15 protein-coding genes are annotated in these 14,060 nt (G+C 56.3%); 4 read left to right on the forward strand and 11 right to left on the reverse strand.

The window, feature by feature from the left end; all coding sequences use genetic code 11:
- Positions 1-8 precede the first annotated feature (8 nt).
- Together trmFO and AC2FD9_RS03150 are read right to left on the reverse strand one after the other, a co-directional pair.
- Positions 9-1,349, reverse strand: a complete 1,341-nt coding sequence (gene trmFO / locus AC2FD9_RS03145; protein ID WP_058271586.1) for a methylenetetrahydrofolate--tRNA-(uracil(54)-C(5))-methyltransferase (FADH(2)-oxidizing) TrmFO — start codon at positions 1,347-1,349, stop codon at positions 9-11.
- A 264-nt stretch (positions 1,350-1,613) separates the two neighbouring features.
- Positions 1,614-2,399 (reverse strand): enoyl-CoA hydratase, encoded by a 786-nt coding sequence (locus AC2FD9_RS03150; RefSeq protein WP_472723744.1) that lies wholly within the window; start codon positions 2,397-2,399, stop codon positions 1,614-1,616.
- Between the two features lie 58 nt (positions 2,400-2,457).
- Between AC2FD9_RS03150 and AC2FD9_RS03155 the strand changes: the two genes are divergently transcribed.
- Positions 2,458-2,901 (forward strand): PaaI family thioesterase, encoded by a 444-nt coding sequence (locus AC2FD9_RS03155; protein ID WP_108858651.1) that lies wholly within the window; start codon positions 2,458-2,460, stop codon positions 2,899-2,901.
- A gap of 58 nt (positions 2,902-2,959) precedes the next feature.
- Here the strand turns inward: AC2FD9_RS03155 and AC2FD9_RS03160 are convergent, their stop codons facing one another.
- A complete protein-coding gene (locus AC2FD9_RS03160; protein WP_058271589.1) occupies positions 2,960-3,187 on the reverse strand; it encodes a DUF1127 domain-containing protein in 228 nt (75 codons plus the stop codon).
- Between the two features lie 99 nt (positions 3,188-3,286).
- Here AC2FD9_RS03160 and AC2FD9_RS03165 point away from each other — a divergent pair, with 99 nt between their 5' ends.
- On the forward strand, positions 3,287-4,690 hold the full coding sequence (locus AC2FD9_RS03165; protein WP_109311536.1) for an aminotransferase-like domain-containing protein: 1,404 nt from the start codon (positions 3,287-3,289) through the stop codon (positions 4,688-4,690).
- Between the two features lie 4 nt (positions 4,691-4,694).
- Here the strand turns inward: AC2FD9_RS03165 and AC2FD9_RS03170 are convergent, their stop codons facing one another.
- Entirely contained in the window at positions 4,695-5,057 is a 363-nt protein-coding gene (locus AC2FD9_RS03170) for a nuclear transport factor 2 family protein (RefSeq protein WP_496835340.1), read from the reverse strand.
- A gap of 242 nt (positions 5,058-5,299) precedes the next feature.
- On the opposite strand from AC2FD9_RS03170, the gene rplM reads away from it, so the two are divergent.
- Together rplM and rpsI are read left to right on the forward strand one after the other, a co-directional pair.
- Entirely contained in the window at positions 5,300-5,758 is a 459-nt protein-coding gene (gene rplM / locus AC2FD9_RS03175; RefSeq protein WP_058271592.1) for a 50S ribosomal protein L13, read from the forward strand.
- A 5-nt stretch (positions 5,759-5,763) separates the two neighbouring features.
- Positions 5,764-6,249: a 30S ribosomal protein S9 gene (rpsI, locus tag AC2FD9_RS03180; RefSeq protein WP_058271904.1), complete on the forward strand. Its 486-nt coding sequence runs from the start codon at positions 5,764-5,766 to the stop codon at positions 6,247-6,249.
- A 74-nt stretch (positions 6,250-6,323) separates the two neighbouring features.
- Here rpsI and AC2FD9_RS03185 read toward each other — a convergent pair whose 3' ends face one another.
- The 7 genes from AC2FD9_RS03185 to AC2FD9_RS03215 form a co-directional block, all read right to left on the reverse strand.
- Positions 6,324-7,484 (reverse strand): ABC transporter substrate-binding protein, encoded by a 1,161-nt coding sequence (locus AC2FD9_RS03185; protein ID WP_472723747.1) that lies wholly within the window; start codon positions 7,482-7,484, stop codon positions 6,324-6,326.
- Between the two features lie 30 nt (positions 7,485-7,514).
- Entirely contained in the window at positions 7,515-9,401 is a 1,887-nt protein-coding gene (locus AC2FD9_RS03190; RefSeq protein WP_496835341.1) for an AMP-dependent synthetase/ligase, read from the reverse strand.
- Between the two features lie 5 nt (positions 9,402-9,406).
- A complete protein-coding gene (locus AC2FD9_RS03195) occupies positions 9,407-10,180 on the reverse strand; it encodes an ABC transporter ATP-binding protein (RefSeq protein WP_496835343.1) in 774 nt (257 codons plus the stop codon).
- On the reverse strand, positions 10,177-10,941 hold the full coding sequence (locus AC2FD9_RS03200) for an ABC transporter ATP-binding protein (RefSeq protein ID WP_282118455.1): 765 nt from the start codon (positions 10,939-10,941) through the stop codon (positions 10,177-10,179). The genes AC2FD9_RS03195 and AC2FD9_RS03200 overlap by 4 nt, the downstream gene beginning before the upstream one ends.
- The gene (locus AC2FD9_RS03205; protein ID WP_472723750.1) at positions 10,938-12,035 is read right to left on the reverse strand and encodes a branched-chain amino acid ABC transporter permease; all 1,098 of its coding nucleotides are present in this window, start codon (positions 12,033-12,035) and stop codon (positions 10,938-10,940) included. The genes AC2FD9_RS03200 and AC2FD9_RS03205 overlap by 4 nt, the downstream gene beginning before the upstream one ends.
- Before the next feature lie 3 nt (positions 12,036-12,038).
- Positions 12,039-12,914, reverse strand: a complete 876-nt coding sequence (locus tag AC2FD9_RS03210; protein ID WP_496835346.1) for a branched-chain amino acid ABC transporter permease — start codon at positions 12,912-12,914, stop codon at positions 12,039-12,041.
- A gap of 75 nt (positions 12,915-12,989) precedes the next feature.
- On the reverse strand, positions 12,990-14,018 hold the full coding sequence (locus tag AC2FD9_RS03215; protein WP_496835347.1) for an alcohol dehydrogenase catalytic domain-containing protein: 1,029 nt from the start codon (positions 14,016-14,018) through the stop codon (positions 12,990-12,992).
- Positions 14,019-14,060 lie beyond the last annotated feature (42 nt).

Raw genomic sequence — 14,060 nt, forward strand, 5'->3', positions numbered from 1 at the left:
GCGTCCAGTCAGCAATGCGCCAGCCAGTCTGTCCATTCGGTCTTGGCCCGGTCGGTGTAGGCCTTGTACCGGTCCTTACGGCCCCGGCGCCCCCCTTTGAGGCCATCAACCGGGCGAAACAGACCAAAGTTGACGTTCATGGGTTGAAAGGTCTTGGCTTCGGCCCCGCCGGTGATGTGATGTATCAACGCGCCCATTGCACTGTCCTGCGGGATCTCGGGCAGGGAACGCCCCAGGATCTCGGCAGCAGCCAGCCGCCCAGCCAACAAGCCCATTGCAGCGCTTTCCACATAACCCTCGACGCCGGTGATCTGGCCGGCAAACCGAATATTCGGCTTTGATTTCAGCCGCATCTGCGCGTCCAGCAATGTCGGAGAGTTGATGAACGTGTTGCGATGAATCCCGCCTAGGCGCGCGAAACTGGCATTCTCAAGACCGGGGATCATGCGGAATACGTCAGTTTGTGCACCATATTTCATTTTGGTCTGAAAGCCGACGATGTTGAACAACGTACCCAGTGCGTTGTCTCGGCGCAGTTGCACAACAGCATGAGGTTTGACGTCAGGCTGATGCGGATTTGTCAGGCCGACCGGTTTCATCGGGCCGTGGCGCAGCGTCTCGCGGCCCCGTTCCGCCATAACCTCGATGGGCAGGCAGCCGTCAAAATACCCGGCAGTTTCACCTTCGTGAAATTCGGTTTTGTCAGCGGATAGCAGGGCGTCAATGAAGGCCTCGTACTGATCGCGGTCCATGGGACAGTTCAGATAGGCCGTCCGCTCCTCTTCGGTTTCGCCCTTGTCATAACGTGACTGCATCCATGCCTGGCTCATGTCGATGCTGTCGGCATAGACAATGGGCGCGATCGCGTCGAAGAACGCCAGAGCCTCAGCACCTGTCTGAGCCCTGATCGACTCGCCCAGCGACGAGGATGTCAGCGGACCCGTCGCAATGATCCAGTGGCCGTCGTCGGGCAGAGCGGTGACTTCTTCGCCCGTCACCTCAACTCGCGGATGGGCCTGCAGCTTGGCAGTTACTGCTTCGGCAAACGGATCACGATCCACGGCCAATGCGCCACCGGCGGGCAGGCGATGCGTATCGGCGGTGCCCATGATGATGCCGTTGGCTTCGCGCATTTCCCAATGCAGCAGACCGACGGCATTCTGTTCGTCGTCATCCGAGCGGAAGGAGTTCGAACACACCATCTCGGCCAGATTGCCGGTCTGGTGCGCAAAAGTGCCCACTTTGGGCCGCATTTCGTGGATTACAACGTCCACGCCCATTTCCGCTGCTTGCCAGGCCGCCTCGGACCCTGCCATGCCGCCGCCAACTATATGCAATTTCTGTGTCATGAGGTGCCACATAGGGCACAGCATCGCGCAACGCAACACACGCAAGATTTCGCGTTGATTAGCTAGTAATTTAAGGAGGGTACTTGGGGTCGCCGCAGCGGGAATGTCAGCGCCGGTGAGAGAAACCAGCTTGGAGGGACCTTCCGCCTACAGCGACCCAAAAGCGTATTTGGGCCTAAGCCATGTCTCAGCTTTGCCACAGTGTGGCCCTTTTGAAAAGGACTAAATTGCGAACAGTCGCGAAAATTACCTTAAATAATCTCGTTATTGTTCCCAATTTGGCGGTCTTTTTTCGATAAATGCAGATATTCCTTCTTCGGTATCCCGATGCATCATATTCTGCGCCATTACCTCTCCGGTATAGGCGTAGGCCTTTTCGATCGGCATATCCAATTGCTTGTAATAGGCCTGTTTGCCCACTTTGACAGCTGATCCAAGCTTGTCTGCCAGTTGTTCGGCCAGCGCCATCGTTTCATGTTCCAACAACATTTCGGGTACGGCCCGGTTGATCAGGCCCAGTTCGGCCGCGCGTTCTGCGGAGATGAACGCGCCTGTCGTCAACATCTCAAATGCCTGTTTCCGGGGGATATTCCGGCTGAGGGCCACCATAGGGGTCGAGCAAAACAACCCGATATTGACCCCGTTTACACCAAAGCGGGTGCCTTCGGCTGCAATCGCCAGATCACAGGTGGCCACCATTTGGCAGCCGGCTGCCGTGGCGATGCCGTGGACTTGCGCGATCACGGGTTGGGGCAGGGATTGAATCGACAGCATCATTTTGGCGCACTGCGCGAACAAGTCCTGGAAGTAGGCTTTTCCCCCATCCTCGCTCTGACGTCCGGCTGTCATTTGTTTAAGATCGTGACCTGCGCAAAACGCCTTGCCTTCGCCGGACAGGATCACGGCGCGAATGCTCGAGTCGTTACTTAAGGCGTCGAATTCAGCCTGAAGTGCTGCCAGCATCTCTTCGCTCAGGGCATTCAGGCGCTCTGGCGCGTTCATTTTTAAACGGGCAACGCCATTCATGTCGTTACGTTCCAGAATTCCCATCTTGCTCTCCGATCTGATGTCAGGCCAACTCTAGGGCGGCAATTCGAGGAGGGGAAGTATGTCGTTGGTTTTGAACCGCGAACAACTGTCAGATTATCTGGTCGAGGTTTTTCCACAGGTCGAGAAGGACTTTGTCATCGACAGCCTGGATGAAAACTCAATCACCATGCGGCTGAAGGTCGGGGACAGGCATCTGCGGCCAGGGGGGACAGTTTCAGGCCCGTCGATGTTCGGTCTGGCCGATGTCAGCGTCTATGCAATGATCCTTGCATTGAAAGGACGTCAGTCGCTGGCGGTGACGACGGGGTGTTCGATGGATTTCATGCGCAAACCCGATGGGGCCAATGATATGATCGCGCGCTGCAGCTTGCTAAAACTGGGCAAGACGCTTGCGGTAGGCGATGTTCTGATGTTCTCGGAAGGCTCAGACAAACCCGTGGCGCGGGCTACGATGACCTATTCATTGCCACCGGCGGGGTCTGCAGCTGCGGCATTTGGATAAAAAAGGGCCGGGTATGAAACCCGGCCTAGGAAGAGGTCCCGATAGGGACTGGGGATAATTAATACTGCCAGAAATAGCGTTTGATCTCGCGGTCGGCCGCGGGGCGGGTCAGGCCGACATCTTTAAGCATGCGATCATCCAGCTTGGACAGGTTAATTCTGCTGCGGCGCTGTCGTTCCCACTGTGTGACAGTCGCCGCAAACCGCACGGCCAGCGCGGCGATCATCGGCAGCCGAGGGCTATCGTTCAGCAGCATGAGGGCGGGGTTATGCATATGGCGTGTCATCTTGGGTATCCTTTCAAATTGTATTGACACAAAGTACTAATGTTCGGTACATATGTGTGATACATTCGAGATTGTGTCAAAAGCAAAGGAAGAATTGTAATGGATACAATTTGGCCAGAGGCGTTACCAAAATCCAAAGGTCCCAAGTACACACTGGTCGCCGACACAATACGAAAAGCGATTGATAACAAAGCGCTGGAGGTAGGATCCAAACTGCCTCCAGTCCGAGAACTTGCGTACCGGTTACAAATAACGCCCGGCACGGTTGCCCGGGCATATACGATTCTGACGGAAGAAGGCTTGCTACAAGCCGAGGTCGGACGTGGTACATTTGTCGCCCCTCCAAAATCACCTTTGCTGGACGATGTGTGGGCAAGACAACTTCACCTGCGCGACGACAAGTACAACGCCGATGTCAGCTTGTTCAGCCCCAGATTACCGGATGTGGGGCAGGTGGCATTGATCAGAGAATGCCTTAAGAAAGTGTCCCAAGCCGATCCGCGTTTGCTGATGAATTACCCGACGCGCGATGCGTACCAACCCATGCGGCAGGCGGTCGTTGAATGGCTCTCAGATCTGCCGCTTGGCGCAGTGACCCATGATGATGTGGTTCTGACGCATGGTGGGCAAAATGGTCTTTGCCTGGTGTTTCAGACGATCCTGCGCGGCCCCAAACCGGTCGTTCTGGTTGAAGATCTATCATATGCCGGTTTCCGTCGGGCAGGTGAGTTGATGCGAGCCGAGGTTGTCGGCGTGAAGATGGACAAGTGGGGCATTGACCCTCAGGCTATGGATCACATTTTGCGTCAGACCCAGGCGCAAGCAGTTTGCGTCTCGCCCGAGGTGCAAAACCCAACCGGTACACATACGCCGCTGGAACGTCGAAAAGAGGTTGTGGAAGTCGCCCGCCGCCATGATTTGCAGATCATTGAAGACGATTGCTATCGAATGGGGGACGCGCGCGAGCCCAGCTATCGTGCATTAGCACCTGAACGGGGTTGGCATGTTTCGTCGATCTCAAAGATCCTGACGCCAGCCCTGCGGGTCGGGTTCGCCATAGCCCCGCGCGAACGCAGCGTCGATCTTCGGCGCTCAGCCGAATACGGCTATTTCGGTTTGGCACAACCGCTTGCAGAGCTGACCCGGCTGTTGCTGTCTGATCCAAGGACACGGCAGATCGCCAGGGACGTCCGCGCCCGGATGGGCGATTATGTTCGGGTGACGGTCAATGCATTAGGCGGTTTTGATCTGAACTGGGCGCCGGACGTGCCGTTTGTTTGGCTGAACTTACCGTCGGGTTGGCGTGCCGCCGCATTCAGCCGTGCTGCTGAACGCGAAGGCATTCAGTTACGGTCTGCCGACGAGTTCGCGCTGCGGGACGGCCGTGCACCCAATGCCGTACGCATTGCGATGAATGGGCACGTGTCATTGGAGCGGTTCGAGGCCGCAATGCAGCGCCTGCGGGCGCTTTTAGATAATCCGCCGGAACAGATCAGCGTTTAGGCCCCTAGCTCAATGGGGCAGGGTCGCCAAAGAACCCGGCCAGATGTGAAATCTTGCCTTGTTTATCCAATCGAACGAAATCGTGGCCGGTCACCATTACGGTGCCGTCGGGGTCAACCATATGCCAGGTAAAGTGGACGACATCGTGATGATTGTTGGAGTTGCTGGTCAGCTCAACCCGACCGCCAGAGCTTTGGAGGACTTCCCCGATATGATCGCACAGGTTTGACCGTCCGTTCACTTCTGCCGTCGGGTCTACATAGACGCCATCCGTTGCGAAACACTTGGTTAATAGGTCAAGGCGTTGACCTTGGTCCGCCTGTTGCCAGGCCGCCCCGTAATCGGCGATGGTTTGCTGCCAATCCATTCTCTGGCCACTCCTTTTTTGATCGCTGGTCTACGACAGTATATCTGGTCGGGGATATTTGCGGAAATTGATGGCGATTTCATGGGGTAAAATAATACCTATTTCGTAATATGCTGTAATTGCTAGATTATTTTTGATTTCACGTTCTTGACGCGCCACAAGGGTACATCTAAATACGCAACATCGAATTCGGGCCGCTCCGTATGTGGGCGGTCTTTCACATCAAACAGGACTATCCTGCCATGAAAACCTTTTCTGCAACACCTGCAGACATCGACAAGAAATGGATCCTGATCGACGCCGAGGGCGTTGTTCTGGGTCGTCTTGCTTCGATCGTCGCCATGCGTCTGCGTGGCAAGCACAAAGCGTCGTTCACCCCGAACATGGACATGGGCGACAATGTCATCGTGATTAACGCTGACAAAATCCAGATGACCGGCAAGAAGCGCGAAGAAAACTTCTACTGGCACACTGGCCACCCGGGCGGCATCAAGTCGCGCACCAAGCAGCAGATCCTTGAAGGCAAGCACCCCGAGCGTGTTGTGACCCAAGCGGTCAAGCGCATGCTGCCTGGCAACCGCCTGTCGCGTCAGGTTATGACCAACCTGCGTGTTTATGCCGGTGCTGAGCACCCGCATGAAGCCCAGTCGCCCGAAGTTCTGGATGTTGCATCCATGAACAAGAAAAACACCCGGAGCTAATGACCATGGCTGATCAGATCAATACTCTCGAAGAGCTGAGCGCCGTTGCAGGCGTTGAGGTTGTGGCCGAAGAAGTCATCGTGCGCGAACCCGTACGTGACGAACTGGGTCGCTCTTATGCCACCGGCAAGCGTAAAGACGCTGTTGCCCGCGTTTGGATCAAGCCGGGTTCCGGCAAGGTCACCGTAAACGGCAAGGATCAGGACAAGTATTTTGCGCGTCCCGTTCTGCAGCTGATCCTGCGCCAGCCGTTCCAGGTTGCCGGTGTTGAAGGTGAATTCGACGTTGTCGCAACCGTCAAAGGCGGCGGCCTGACCGGTCAGGCCGGTGCGGTCAAGCACGGCATCTCGAAAGCGCTGCAGCTGTACGATCCGTCGCTGCGTGGCGCACTGAAAGCCGCTGGCTTCCTGACCCGCGACAGCCGTGTTGTTGAACGTAAAAAATACGGTAAGCGCAAAGCGCGTCGTTCGTTCCAGTTCTCGAAGCGTTAATTCGCCACCGAGTACACAAAATCAAAAGGGCTCGCATGTGCGAGCCCTTTTTCGTTTGAGATGCGTGTTGGGGGTTATTCTTCGTACACCATCTTCCAGGCACCGTTTTCGACAACATTCACATAGACTGAGTCAGCCCCCTGATGGTCATCAGGTCCGAAAGTCATGTGGTTGCCCACCAGTTCATCCTGATAGTCCAGCGTTTCCATCGCTGCGATAAAGCTTTCATGCGTCAGATCGGGGCCAGCAGCCTCAAGCGCTTTGACCATCGTTTCGGCCGCAGAATATCCCAGCATGGCAAATCCGACGGGGTCTTCACCGGTTGCCGCTTTATATTCTTCGATAAAGGCGGCAGGGGCGGGGTCTTCTGCGCGGGACCACAGATCCTGCCACGACGCGGCGGCGTAGAACCCGTCTGTCACTCCGCCCGGCACCTGCGCAACAACAGTCAGGAAACTGGCCGATGTACCGAGAAACTTCATATCCGTCAGGCCCATCTTTTTGGCGGTGCCGACAACGGTAATGGCCTGACGCACACCCAAAGCGATCGTGACGATATCGCACCCTTCTTCCTTGAGCTTGCTCAGCGAGCCCACGAAATCCGTTTCATCCGGCTTGTGCGTGGTCTCGGCGACGAAAGTGATCCCGGCTTCTTCGGCACCGGCCTTGGTACCTTCGACGATTTCGGCACCAAAATCGGTTGGCAAGTACATCGAACATACAGACTGCCCGCCGAACTCGCCCGCCAGATACTTCACGCCAACACGGCTTTGGTCAAAGTAGGTCGAAAAGGCCGTGAACTTGTTGTCCATCGGTTCCTGCAGCATTTGCCGTGCAGCGGACAGTGGGGCGACATTGGGAATACCTTTTGGATCCAACAACTTGAAGCCTGCGACATTCATCGGAGTTCCCAGCGACTGTAGCATCGCAAACACCTTGTCGCGGTTCAGCAGCTTATTATAGCCCTGCATCGCGCGCGGCATCTGATATCCGTTGTCCTCGACCACATAGCGGATCGTACGTCCGTGCACGCCGCCATTGGCGTTCACGCGATCGAACACCACATTCGCACCTTTGGTGGCCGGAACACCGACGGCTGCGAAGATACCGCTCAGGTCATTGACCGACCCGATGATGATCTCATCATCCGTGACACCCTGTGTCTGTGCATTGGCAAGGGTCGCCGAAGCCGTCAAGGCGGTGGCCGCCGCCAGCCGCATGATCACATTCTTCATCTTTCTCCTCCCTTTAGGTTATCTCTTTTATTAGTTGTACATGTCTTCAATAAGATGGCCGTGTTTCTTTTCGACAAAGCTGCGTTTCAGCTTCATTGTTGCGGTCAGTTCATCGTCATCTGCGGTCAGAAGTACATCAATCAGCCGAAAGTCCTTGATCTGTTCGACCCGCGCGAAATCCTTGTTCACGGCATCGATTTCCGCCTGAATCTGATCTTTGACTTCGGATGCGGCACATAAGGACGCAAAATTCGAGAATGGAATCTTCCGGTCTTGTGCAAATTTCTCAACGTTATCCTGATCAATCATGATTAGCGCTGTCAGGTACTTACGCTTGTCGCCGATGATCACCGCGTCCGCGATATAGTGGCTGAATTTCATTCGGCTTTCGATCTCGGCAGGGGTGATGTTCTTGCCACCGGCAGTGATGATGATGTCTTTCATGCGGCCTGATATGGTCACGTAGCCATCCTCATCGATATGCCCTAGGTCGCCGGTTCGCAGCCAGCCATCGGCGGTGAACGTCTCGGCCGTTTTAGCGTTGTTGCGCCAATATCCTTGAAAGATATTAAGGCCTTTTAGCTGAATCTCACCGTCTTCGGATATCCGGATATCATTTCCGGGCACAGCGCGTCCGATGGTTCCGACCTTATTGCTTTCAATGGTGTTTAGCGTCGCCAGACCCGAGGTCTCGGTCATCCCGAACCCCTCGACCAACGGCACGCCAATGGCCCAGTACCATTTCAGCAGATCGGTCGAAATCGGGGCCGCGCCAGAACCGCCGCGCCGCATTTTGTCCATACCCAGCATGCGGCGCAGGTTGCGCAGAACCAGCCGGTCCCACAGCCAGAATTGCGCGGCGACGCCGACTGGGACGGGTTTGCCGGATAGAATGTACTCGGCCCGCGCAAGCCCTGCCTTCAGGGCCATGCCAAAGGCTGCGCGGCCCGTGGGCGTCGCATCTTGAGTCATGATCTGAACGTAGGAATAAATCTTCTCCCAAACACGCGGAACGGCCGTAAAGGTCGAGGGTGAGATCTCTTGCAAGTTCGCAAACACGGTCTCCGGGCTTTCGGCAAAATTTACGATGCATTTGGCGGCAAGTGGGAAGTAGATGGATACGTCACGCTCTAGAATATGGCACAGCGGTAGAAAGCACAGCTGTTCGTCCGTCTCTAAGGCAGGCAACGCATGTGCCCCACATTCTATTGCCGCAAGGATGTTCTCATGGCTCAGCATCGCGCCTTTCGGCATTCCCGTGGTGCCCGAGGTGTAGATCAACAGCGCGGTATCCTGCGGCGACGCCAGCGCGATTTCGGCCTCGAAACGGTCGGGATCTACAGCCTCGGCTTGTTGGCCCAGCGTATACAGCGCGTCGATCATCATGCAGCGCGCGTGATCCAGATCGTGCAACCCCTCATCATCAAGAATGATGACATTCAGAAGGCCGGGAACCTCATCTTCGACCTGCAGGAACTTGTCCAACTGCTCTTCGTTTTCGACGATCAGAAATCGGCTGTCACTGTCATTGATGAGATATTTCAATTGGCTGGAAGAATCGGTGGTGTAGACGCCCGATGCGATGCCTCCGACGGCCTGAATGCCCATGTCGAACCAGGCCCATTCTTTTCTATCCTCGGACAGGATCGAGACAACCTCACCCCGTTGCAGTCCCAATTTACGCAGGGCCAGCCCAATCCACTTGGCGTGCTGCCAATAGTCCGTCCAGGAATATGACCTCCAGATGCCAAGGTCCTTTTCGCGGTGCGCCGTTCGATCACCAAGCTCAGTGCAGCGGTTCCGAAACAGCTCGCAAATCGTGGTGCTTCCATCGACACAAACCGGGCGTTGGCCGGGGGTTGCGTTCAGGCGAACGCCGTTGACTGTGATCTGAGGGGGCAGGGTGCTGATATTCATCTGTCTCACCTCCACGTCTTTTTCCGCTTCCAACGGCGGTTTTCCCGCGCGCCTTCTTCCTGAACGCCCAGATAGAAATTCTGGATGTCCTCTGACCGCATCAGAACATCTGCGGCGCCGTCCATGACGATGCGTCCGACCTCCATTACATAGCCATGGTGGGCCAGTTCCAGGGCGGCGTTGGCGTTCTGTTCGACCAGCATCATGGTCATGCTCTGTTCGTCATTCAGTCGCTTGAGGATGCCAAAAATTTCCTGAACCAGCAGCGGTGACAAACCAAGCGAGGGTTCGTCTAACAGCATGATCTTTGGGTTGGCCATCAAGCCACGGCCGATTGCCAGCATCTGTTGCTGCCCGCCAGATAATGTTCCCGCCTCTTGGTTGCGACGTTCCTTGAGGATCGGAAAGTATGAGAACACCAGATCCCGATCGTGATCGATCTGACCCTTGTCCTTCAGGGTATAGGCCCCGAGGCTGAGGTTTTCGTCGACCGTCAGCAGTGGAAACACCTCTCGCCCTTCGGGCACATGAACGATGCCTTTCTGCACGACCTTGTGTGGCTCGGACCCCTGAATTTCGTCGCCTTCAAATGTGATCTTGCCCTTTTCCGGATCCATCACGCCAGAAACGGTTTTCATCAGCGTGGTCTTGCCCGCGCCATTGGCGCCAAGGATCGAGACAATTTGGCCCGGATGAACATCCAGAGAAACGCCCCGGATCGCCATGATCGGGCCGTAGAAGCTCTCGACGTTGCGGATTGTCAGTATCGGAGTGTTCATGAGGCTTTCCCCAAATAGGCCTCAACCACGGCCGGGTGCGACTGAACCTCAGCAGGTGTTCCCAGCGCCAGTTTTGCGCCGTCCGCCATTGCCAGAACGCGATCCGAGACGCCGGAAACCAGTCCCATGTCATGCTCGACCATCAAAACTGTGATCCCCATCTGCCGCCGGATATCGTCAATCCACCAGCGCATGTCGGTTGTTTCTTCGACCGACAGACCCGAGGCCGGTTCGTCCAACAAAAGCAGCTTAGGATCGGTGGCCAATGCGCGGGCCACTTCGACCACCTTGCGCACGCCGTAGGGCAGGCCAGAAATCATCTTGTCGCGGAACGCCTGCAGGTCGAGGAAATCGATAATCTCTTCGACCTTTTCGCGGTTTTCCAATTCCTGCCTTCGGGCTGAGGGCAGAAACAGCACCTCGGACAGCATGTTCGTTTTGCGGTGGCGGTGCCGGCCGACAAGGAGGTTCTGCAGGACGGTCGCGTGTTCGAACAGTTCAATGTTCTGAAATGTCCGCGCCACACCATATGCAGCCACGCCGGACGGTTTGACCGCAAGCAAGTCGTGACCGTTATACCGGATCGACCCGGCATAAGGGTCGTAGAAACGCGAGATCAGATTGAAGACCGTGGATTTTCCTGCGCCATTTGGGCCAACGATGGCGAAAACCTCGCCTTCCTCGACTTCGAAAGACAGATCATTGACGGCAGTCAACCCACCGAATTTTAGGGTGACGTTTTCAAACTCAAGAAGGCTCATCTCAGGCGCTCCGTCTTGAGGTAGGACTTTTGCCGCTTGAACATGTCCTTGCGATAGAAGGGAAACAGCTCGAACCACGTGCGAATTTTCAGCCAGCGCCCGTACAGGCCCATCGGTTCAAACAGGATGAAGGCGATCAGGATCATACCGAAGATACCGAACTCCAACCCCGGGATGGCGACGGTATTGCCACCAAACACTGCGCCCACGTACTCCTTTGATATCGACAGGAACTGGGGCAGGAACCCGATCACGATTGCTCCAAGGAACGCGCCGTGGATGGACCCCAGTCCGCCAATCACGATCATCATCAGTAGTTGGATTGAGATCAGGACGCTGAACGTCTCATTGTTGAAAGCGCCAGAGAACATACCCATCAACGCGCCCGCCCATCCGCTGACAGCGCAGGACAGTGCGAACGAGATCATCTTGGTCCGTGCAATGTCCACGCCCATGGCCTGCGCCGACACTTCGGAATCCCGCACAGCGATAAAGCTGCGGCCCAAAGGCGCGCGCAACAGGTTGATATAGCCAAGCGTCACCAGCACCGCCACACCAAGAACCAGCCAGAAGAACTGAACCGGAGTGCCCCAGCGGTCGACCAGAAACCCGAAGATCTCAACGCCGCCTAGGTATTTACCCGCGACCCCGCCAGTGATCGGCTCGGCCAGAACGATGACGTCATCCATCAGGATGGACAGGGCCATTGTGAAGATCGCAAGATATATCCCGTGCAGTCGCAGGGCAGGGATGGCAACCGTCACTCCGGCCAATCCGGTCAGAATACCAGCCAAGGGGAAGGCAATCAGGAACGGCACGCCAGCTTCAAGAAGAATGACGTTGGCGTAGCAACCAAAGGCCAAAAACGCGGCATGACCTAGGCTGACTTGCCCTGTGTGACCCGTCAGGATCATCAACCCCAGGCCCGCGATGGCCCAGATCAGCACGTTTGTCAGCTCACCCAAGTAGAAGTCGTCCAGCCACCACGGAGCGGTGGCGACAACTATCAGCAAGATCAGGTACAGGCAAAGCTGATACGCGTCCTTCCAAGGTCGGATATCCTGCATGTAGTTGGTTTTGAACACAATCCGCATGACTTAGACCTTCTTGACCCGAACCTGACTGTACAGCCCGTTTGGGCGAAAGATCAGCACCGCCAGCAGCAGCGCATAAGGCGCGATCTGGCTGTACCCTGCTGCAATGTAACGGCTGGCAAAGGGTTCAATCACGCCGACGATCAGCCCGCCAGCCAATGCCCCCGGCAGGCTTCCAAAGCCACCGATTACGGCTGCGGCGAAGGCCTTGATGCCGAGCAAACCGGTGGTTGGATCGACAGACCCCTTGGCCGCGAACAAGATGCCTGCAATCCCCGCGACAACCCCCGCCAAAGCCCAGATAAAGCCCTGCACACGCTTCACCGGTATTCCCATGTAATATGCCGCCAACTGGTTCTGCGACGCGCCCTGCATCGCAAGACCCAGCTTGGTTCGACTGAAGAAAACATACAGCCCCCAGGTCAGCAAGATGGTCACGACAATGACCGCGACGTCCTCCATCCCCAGCACCAGCCCGCCAAAGCGGACTTCCTTGCCGGCCAACGGGTTTTGAAGCGTCTGTGGCTCGTGCCCCCAGATCAACCCGGCTGCGAACCGGATTACGAAACCCAAAGCGATGGTCAGGATAACAACTGCCGTTTGGCTTTCTCCAAACAAACGCCGGATGATCAGGCGATCAAGCAAGTAGCCCAACGCGCCCATGATCCCCAATGAAATCGGCAAGGCCATCCAGAAGGGCAGCCCCATATACTCCGTATTCGTAAGCCCGATCGTCACGAAGGCGCCCAACATCATGAAGTCGCCCTGCGCGAAATTCACTGCCTCGGTGGCCTTGTAAATCAGCACAAAGCCAAGCGCGATCAGGCCGTAGACACAGCCATTCGCCAGCCCGCTGATCAGCAGCTGCGCGTTATCCAAGTTTGTCCTCCCATGCCGGTTGGCCCGGCGTTCCTTACGCCCCGGACATCCTCCTTCGTCCGGGGCTTTGTTCTACTATGGCGTGATAATCACCTTCCCGTCACTCTTTTTCAGAGCATTGGCCAGATTTGCCACCACATCACGCAAGCCAAGCCGTTCAGAAACATCCGTTTTCCAGCGTCCGTCAGCAAACCGGGCCTGTACCTCACCAACAACTCTCATCTGGTCCGCCGGAGGCGTTGACGTCATCCACTTGGTCAACCAGAACCCCTCGATCCGCTTGCCCATAAAGATCAACTGACCGGTTTGTGTCAGCTTTGGCAATTCGGGGCTGAGCTTGCCGTAGATGACCCACCGCGCACCGTTGGGCATCGAACAGAAAATCTGCTCGGAAACCTGATCCGTCACGGCATCCAGAAAGACACGTGGTTTTAGTTCCATGCTGAGCGCTGCGAATTTCTGCATCATGTCCGGGTCGGACGTGACCAAGACCTCATGAGCGCCAAGTTCCTTCAAGGATTCCACTGCCTCGGCCCGACGCACGATTGCGATGGGTTTCAGCCCCAAGTCGCGACCCAATGAGCACATGAGTTTGCCCAACTGGCTGGTGGCCGCCGAAACGACAAATGCATCGCCCGCACCCCGCGCGATGTCCACCATGGCCATCGCTGTCATGGGATTGATGACCTGGGCGGAACCATCTTCGTCCGAGATATCGGGTCGCAGTGGGATACACATCAGCGCCTGCGTCACGACATACTCCGCCCACGCCCCGGAACCAGCCGCCACAAAGGCAACCCGTTGACCCTGCAACGCTTCGGCACCGGTGCCGGTGGCTATCACGTCGCCACAGCCTTCGAACCCGGCGGGCGTGCCTTTGACACGCGGTTGCCCGTATTCTCCCTTGATAAAGTGGAGATCGGATGGATTCACCGACGCCGTCCGTAATTTGATCAACACCTGACCGGGACCAGGTTCGGGTACGGGAAGCTCGGCCTCGGCCAGCCAATCGGCGGCATCCTCGATAAATGGACCGGTGGCCGATCCGGAATAGCCGTCATGGGTTTGAATGACGGCGAACATGTTTGGGGGCAGGGTGGTCATTATGTCTCCTATCTCCTGTGCGGACACAGCACAGAACAGGTC

The organism is Ruegeria sp. YTSC230 (genome assembly GCF_059609665.1).

Excerpts from the sequence above, each read along its gene's own strand:
- rpsI (WP_058271904.1), top strand. The coding sequence starts at position 5,764 with ATGGCTGATCAGATCAATACTCTCGAAGAGCTGAGCGCCGTTGCAGGC.
- AC2FD9_RS03160 (WP_058271589.1), bottom strand. The coding sequence starts at position 3,187 with ATGACACGCCATATGCATAACCCCGCCCTCATGCTGCTGAACGATAGC.
- AC2FD9_RS03185 (WP_472723747.1), bottom strand. The coding sequence starts at position 7,484 with ATGAAGAATGTGATCATGCGGCTGGCGGCGGCCACCGCCTTGACGGCT.
- AC2FD9_RS03215 (WP_496835347.1), bottom strand. The coding sequence starts at position 14,018 with ATGACCACCCTGCCCCCAAACATGTTCGCCGTCATTCAAACCCATGAC.
- AC2FD9_RS03195 (WP_496835343.1), bottom strand. The coding sequence starts at position 10,180 with ATGAACACTCCGATACTGACAATCCGCAACGTCGAGAGCTTCTACGGC.
- AC2FD9_RS03155 (WP_108858651.1), top strand. The coding sequence starts at position 2,458 with ATGTCGTTGGTTTTGAACCGCGAACAACTGTCAGATTATCTGGTCGAG.
- AC2FD9_RS03150 (WP_472723744.1), bottom strand. The coding sequence starts at position 2,399 with ATGGGAATTCTGGAACGTAACGACATGAATGGCGTTGCCCGTTTAAAA.
- AC2FD9_RS03200 (WP_282118455.1), bottom strand. The coding sequence starts at position 10,941 with ATGAGCCTTCTTGAGTTTGAAAACGTCACCCTAAAATTCGGTGGGTTG.
- AC2FD9_RS03190 (WP_496835341.1), bottom strand. The coding sequence starts at position 9,401 with ATGAATATCAGCACCCTGCCCCCTCAGATCACAGTCAACGGCGTTCGC.
- AC2FD9_RS03205 (WP_472723750.1), bottom strand. The coding sequence starts at position 12,035 with ATGCGGATTGTGTTCAAAACCAACTACATGCAGGATATCCGACCTTGG.
- trmFO (WP_058271586.1), bottom strand. The coding sequence starts at position 1,349 with ATGACACAGAAATTGCATATAGTTGGCGGCGGCATGGCAGGGTCCGAG.
- AC2FD9_RS03165 (WP_109311536.1), top strand. The coding sequence starts at position 3,287 with ATGGATACAATTTGGCCAGAGGCGTTACCAAAATCCAAAGGTCCCAAG.
- AC2FD9_RS03170 (WP_496835340.1), bottom strand. The coding sequence starts at position 5,057 with ATGGATTGGCAGCAAACCATCGCCGATTACGGGGCGGCCTGGCAACAG.
- rplM (WP_058271592.1), top strand. The coding sequence starts at position 5,300 with ATGAAAACCTTTTCTGCAACACCTGCAGACATCGACAAGAAATGGATC.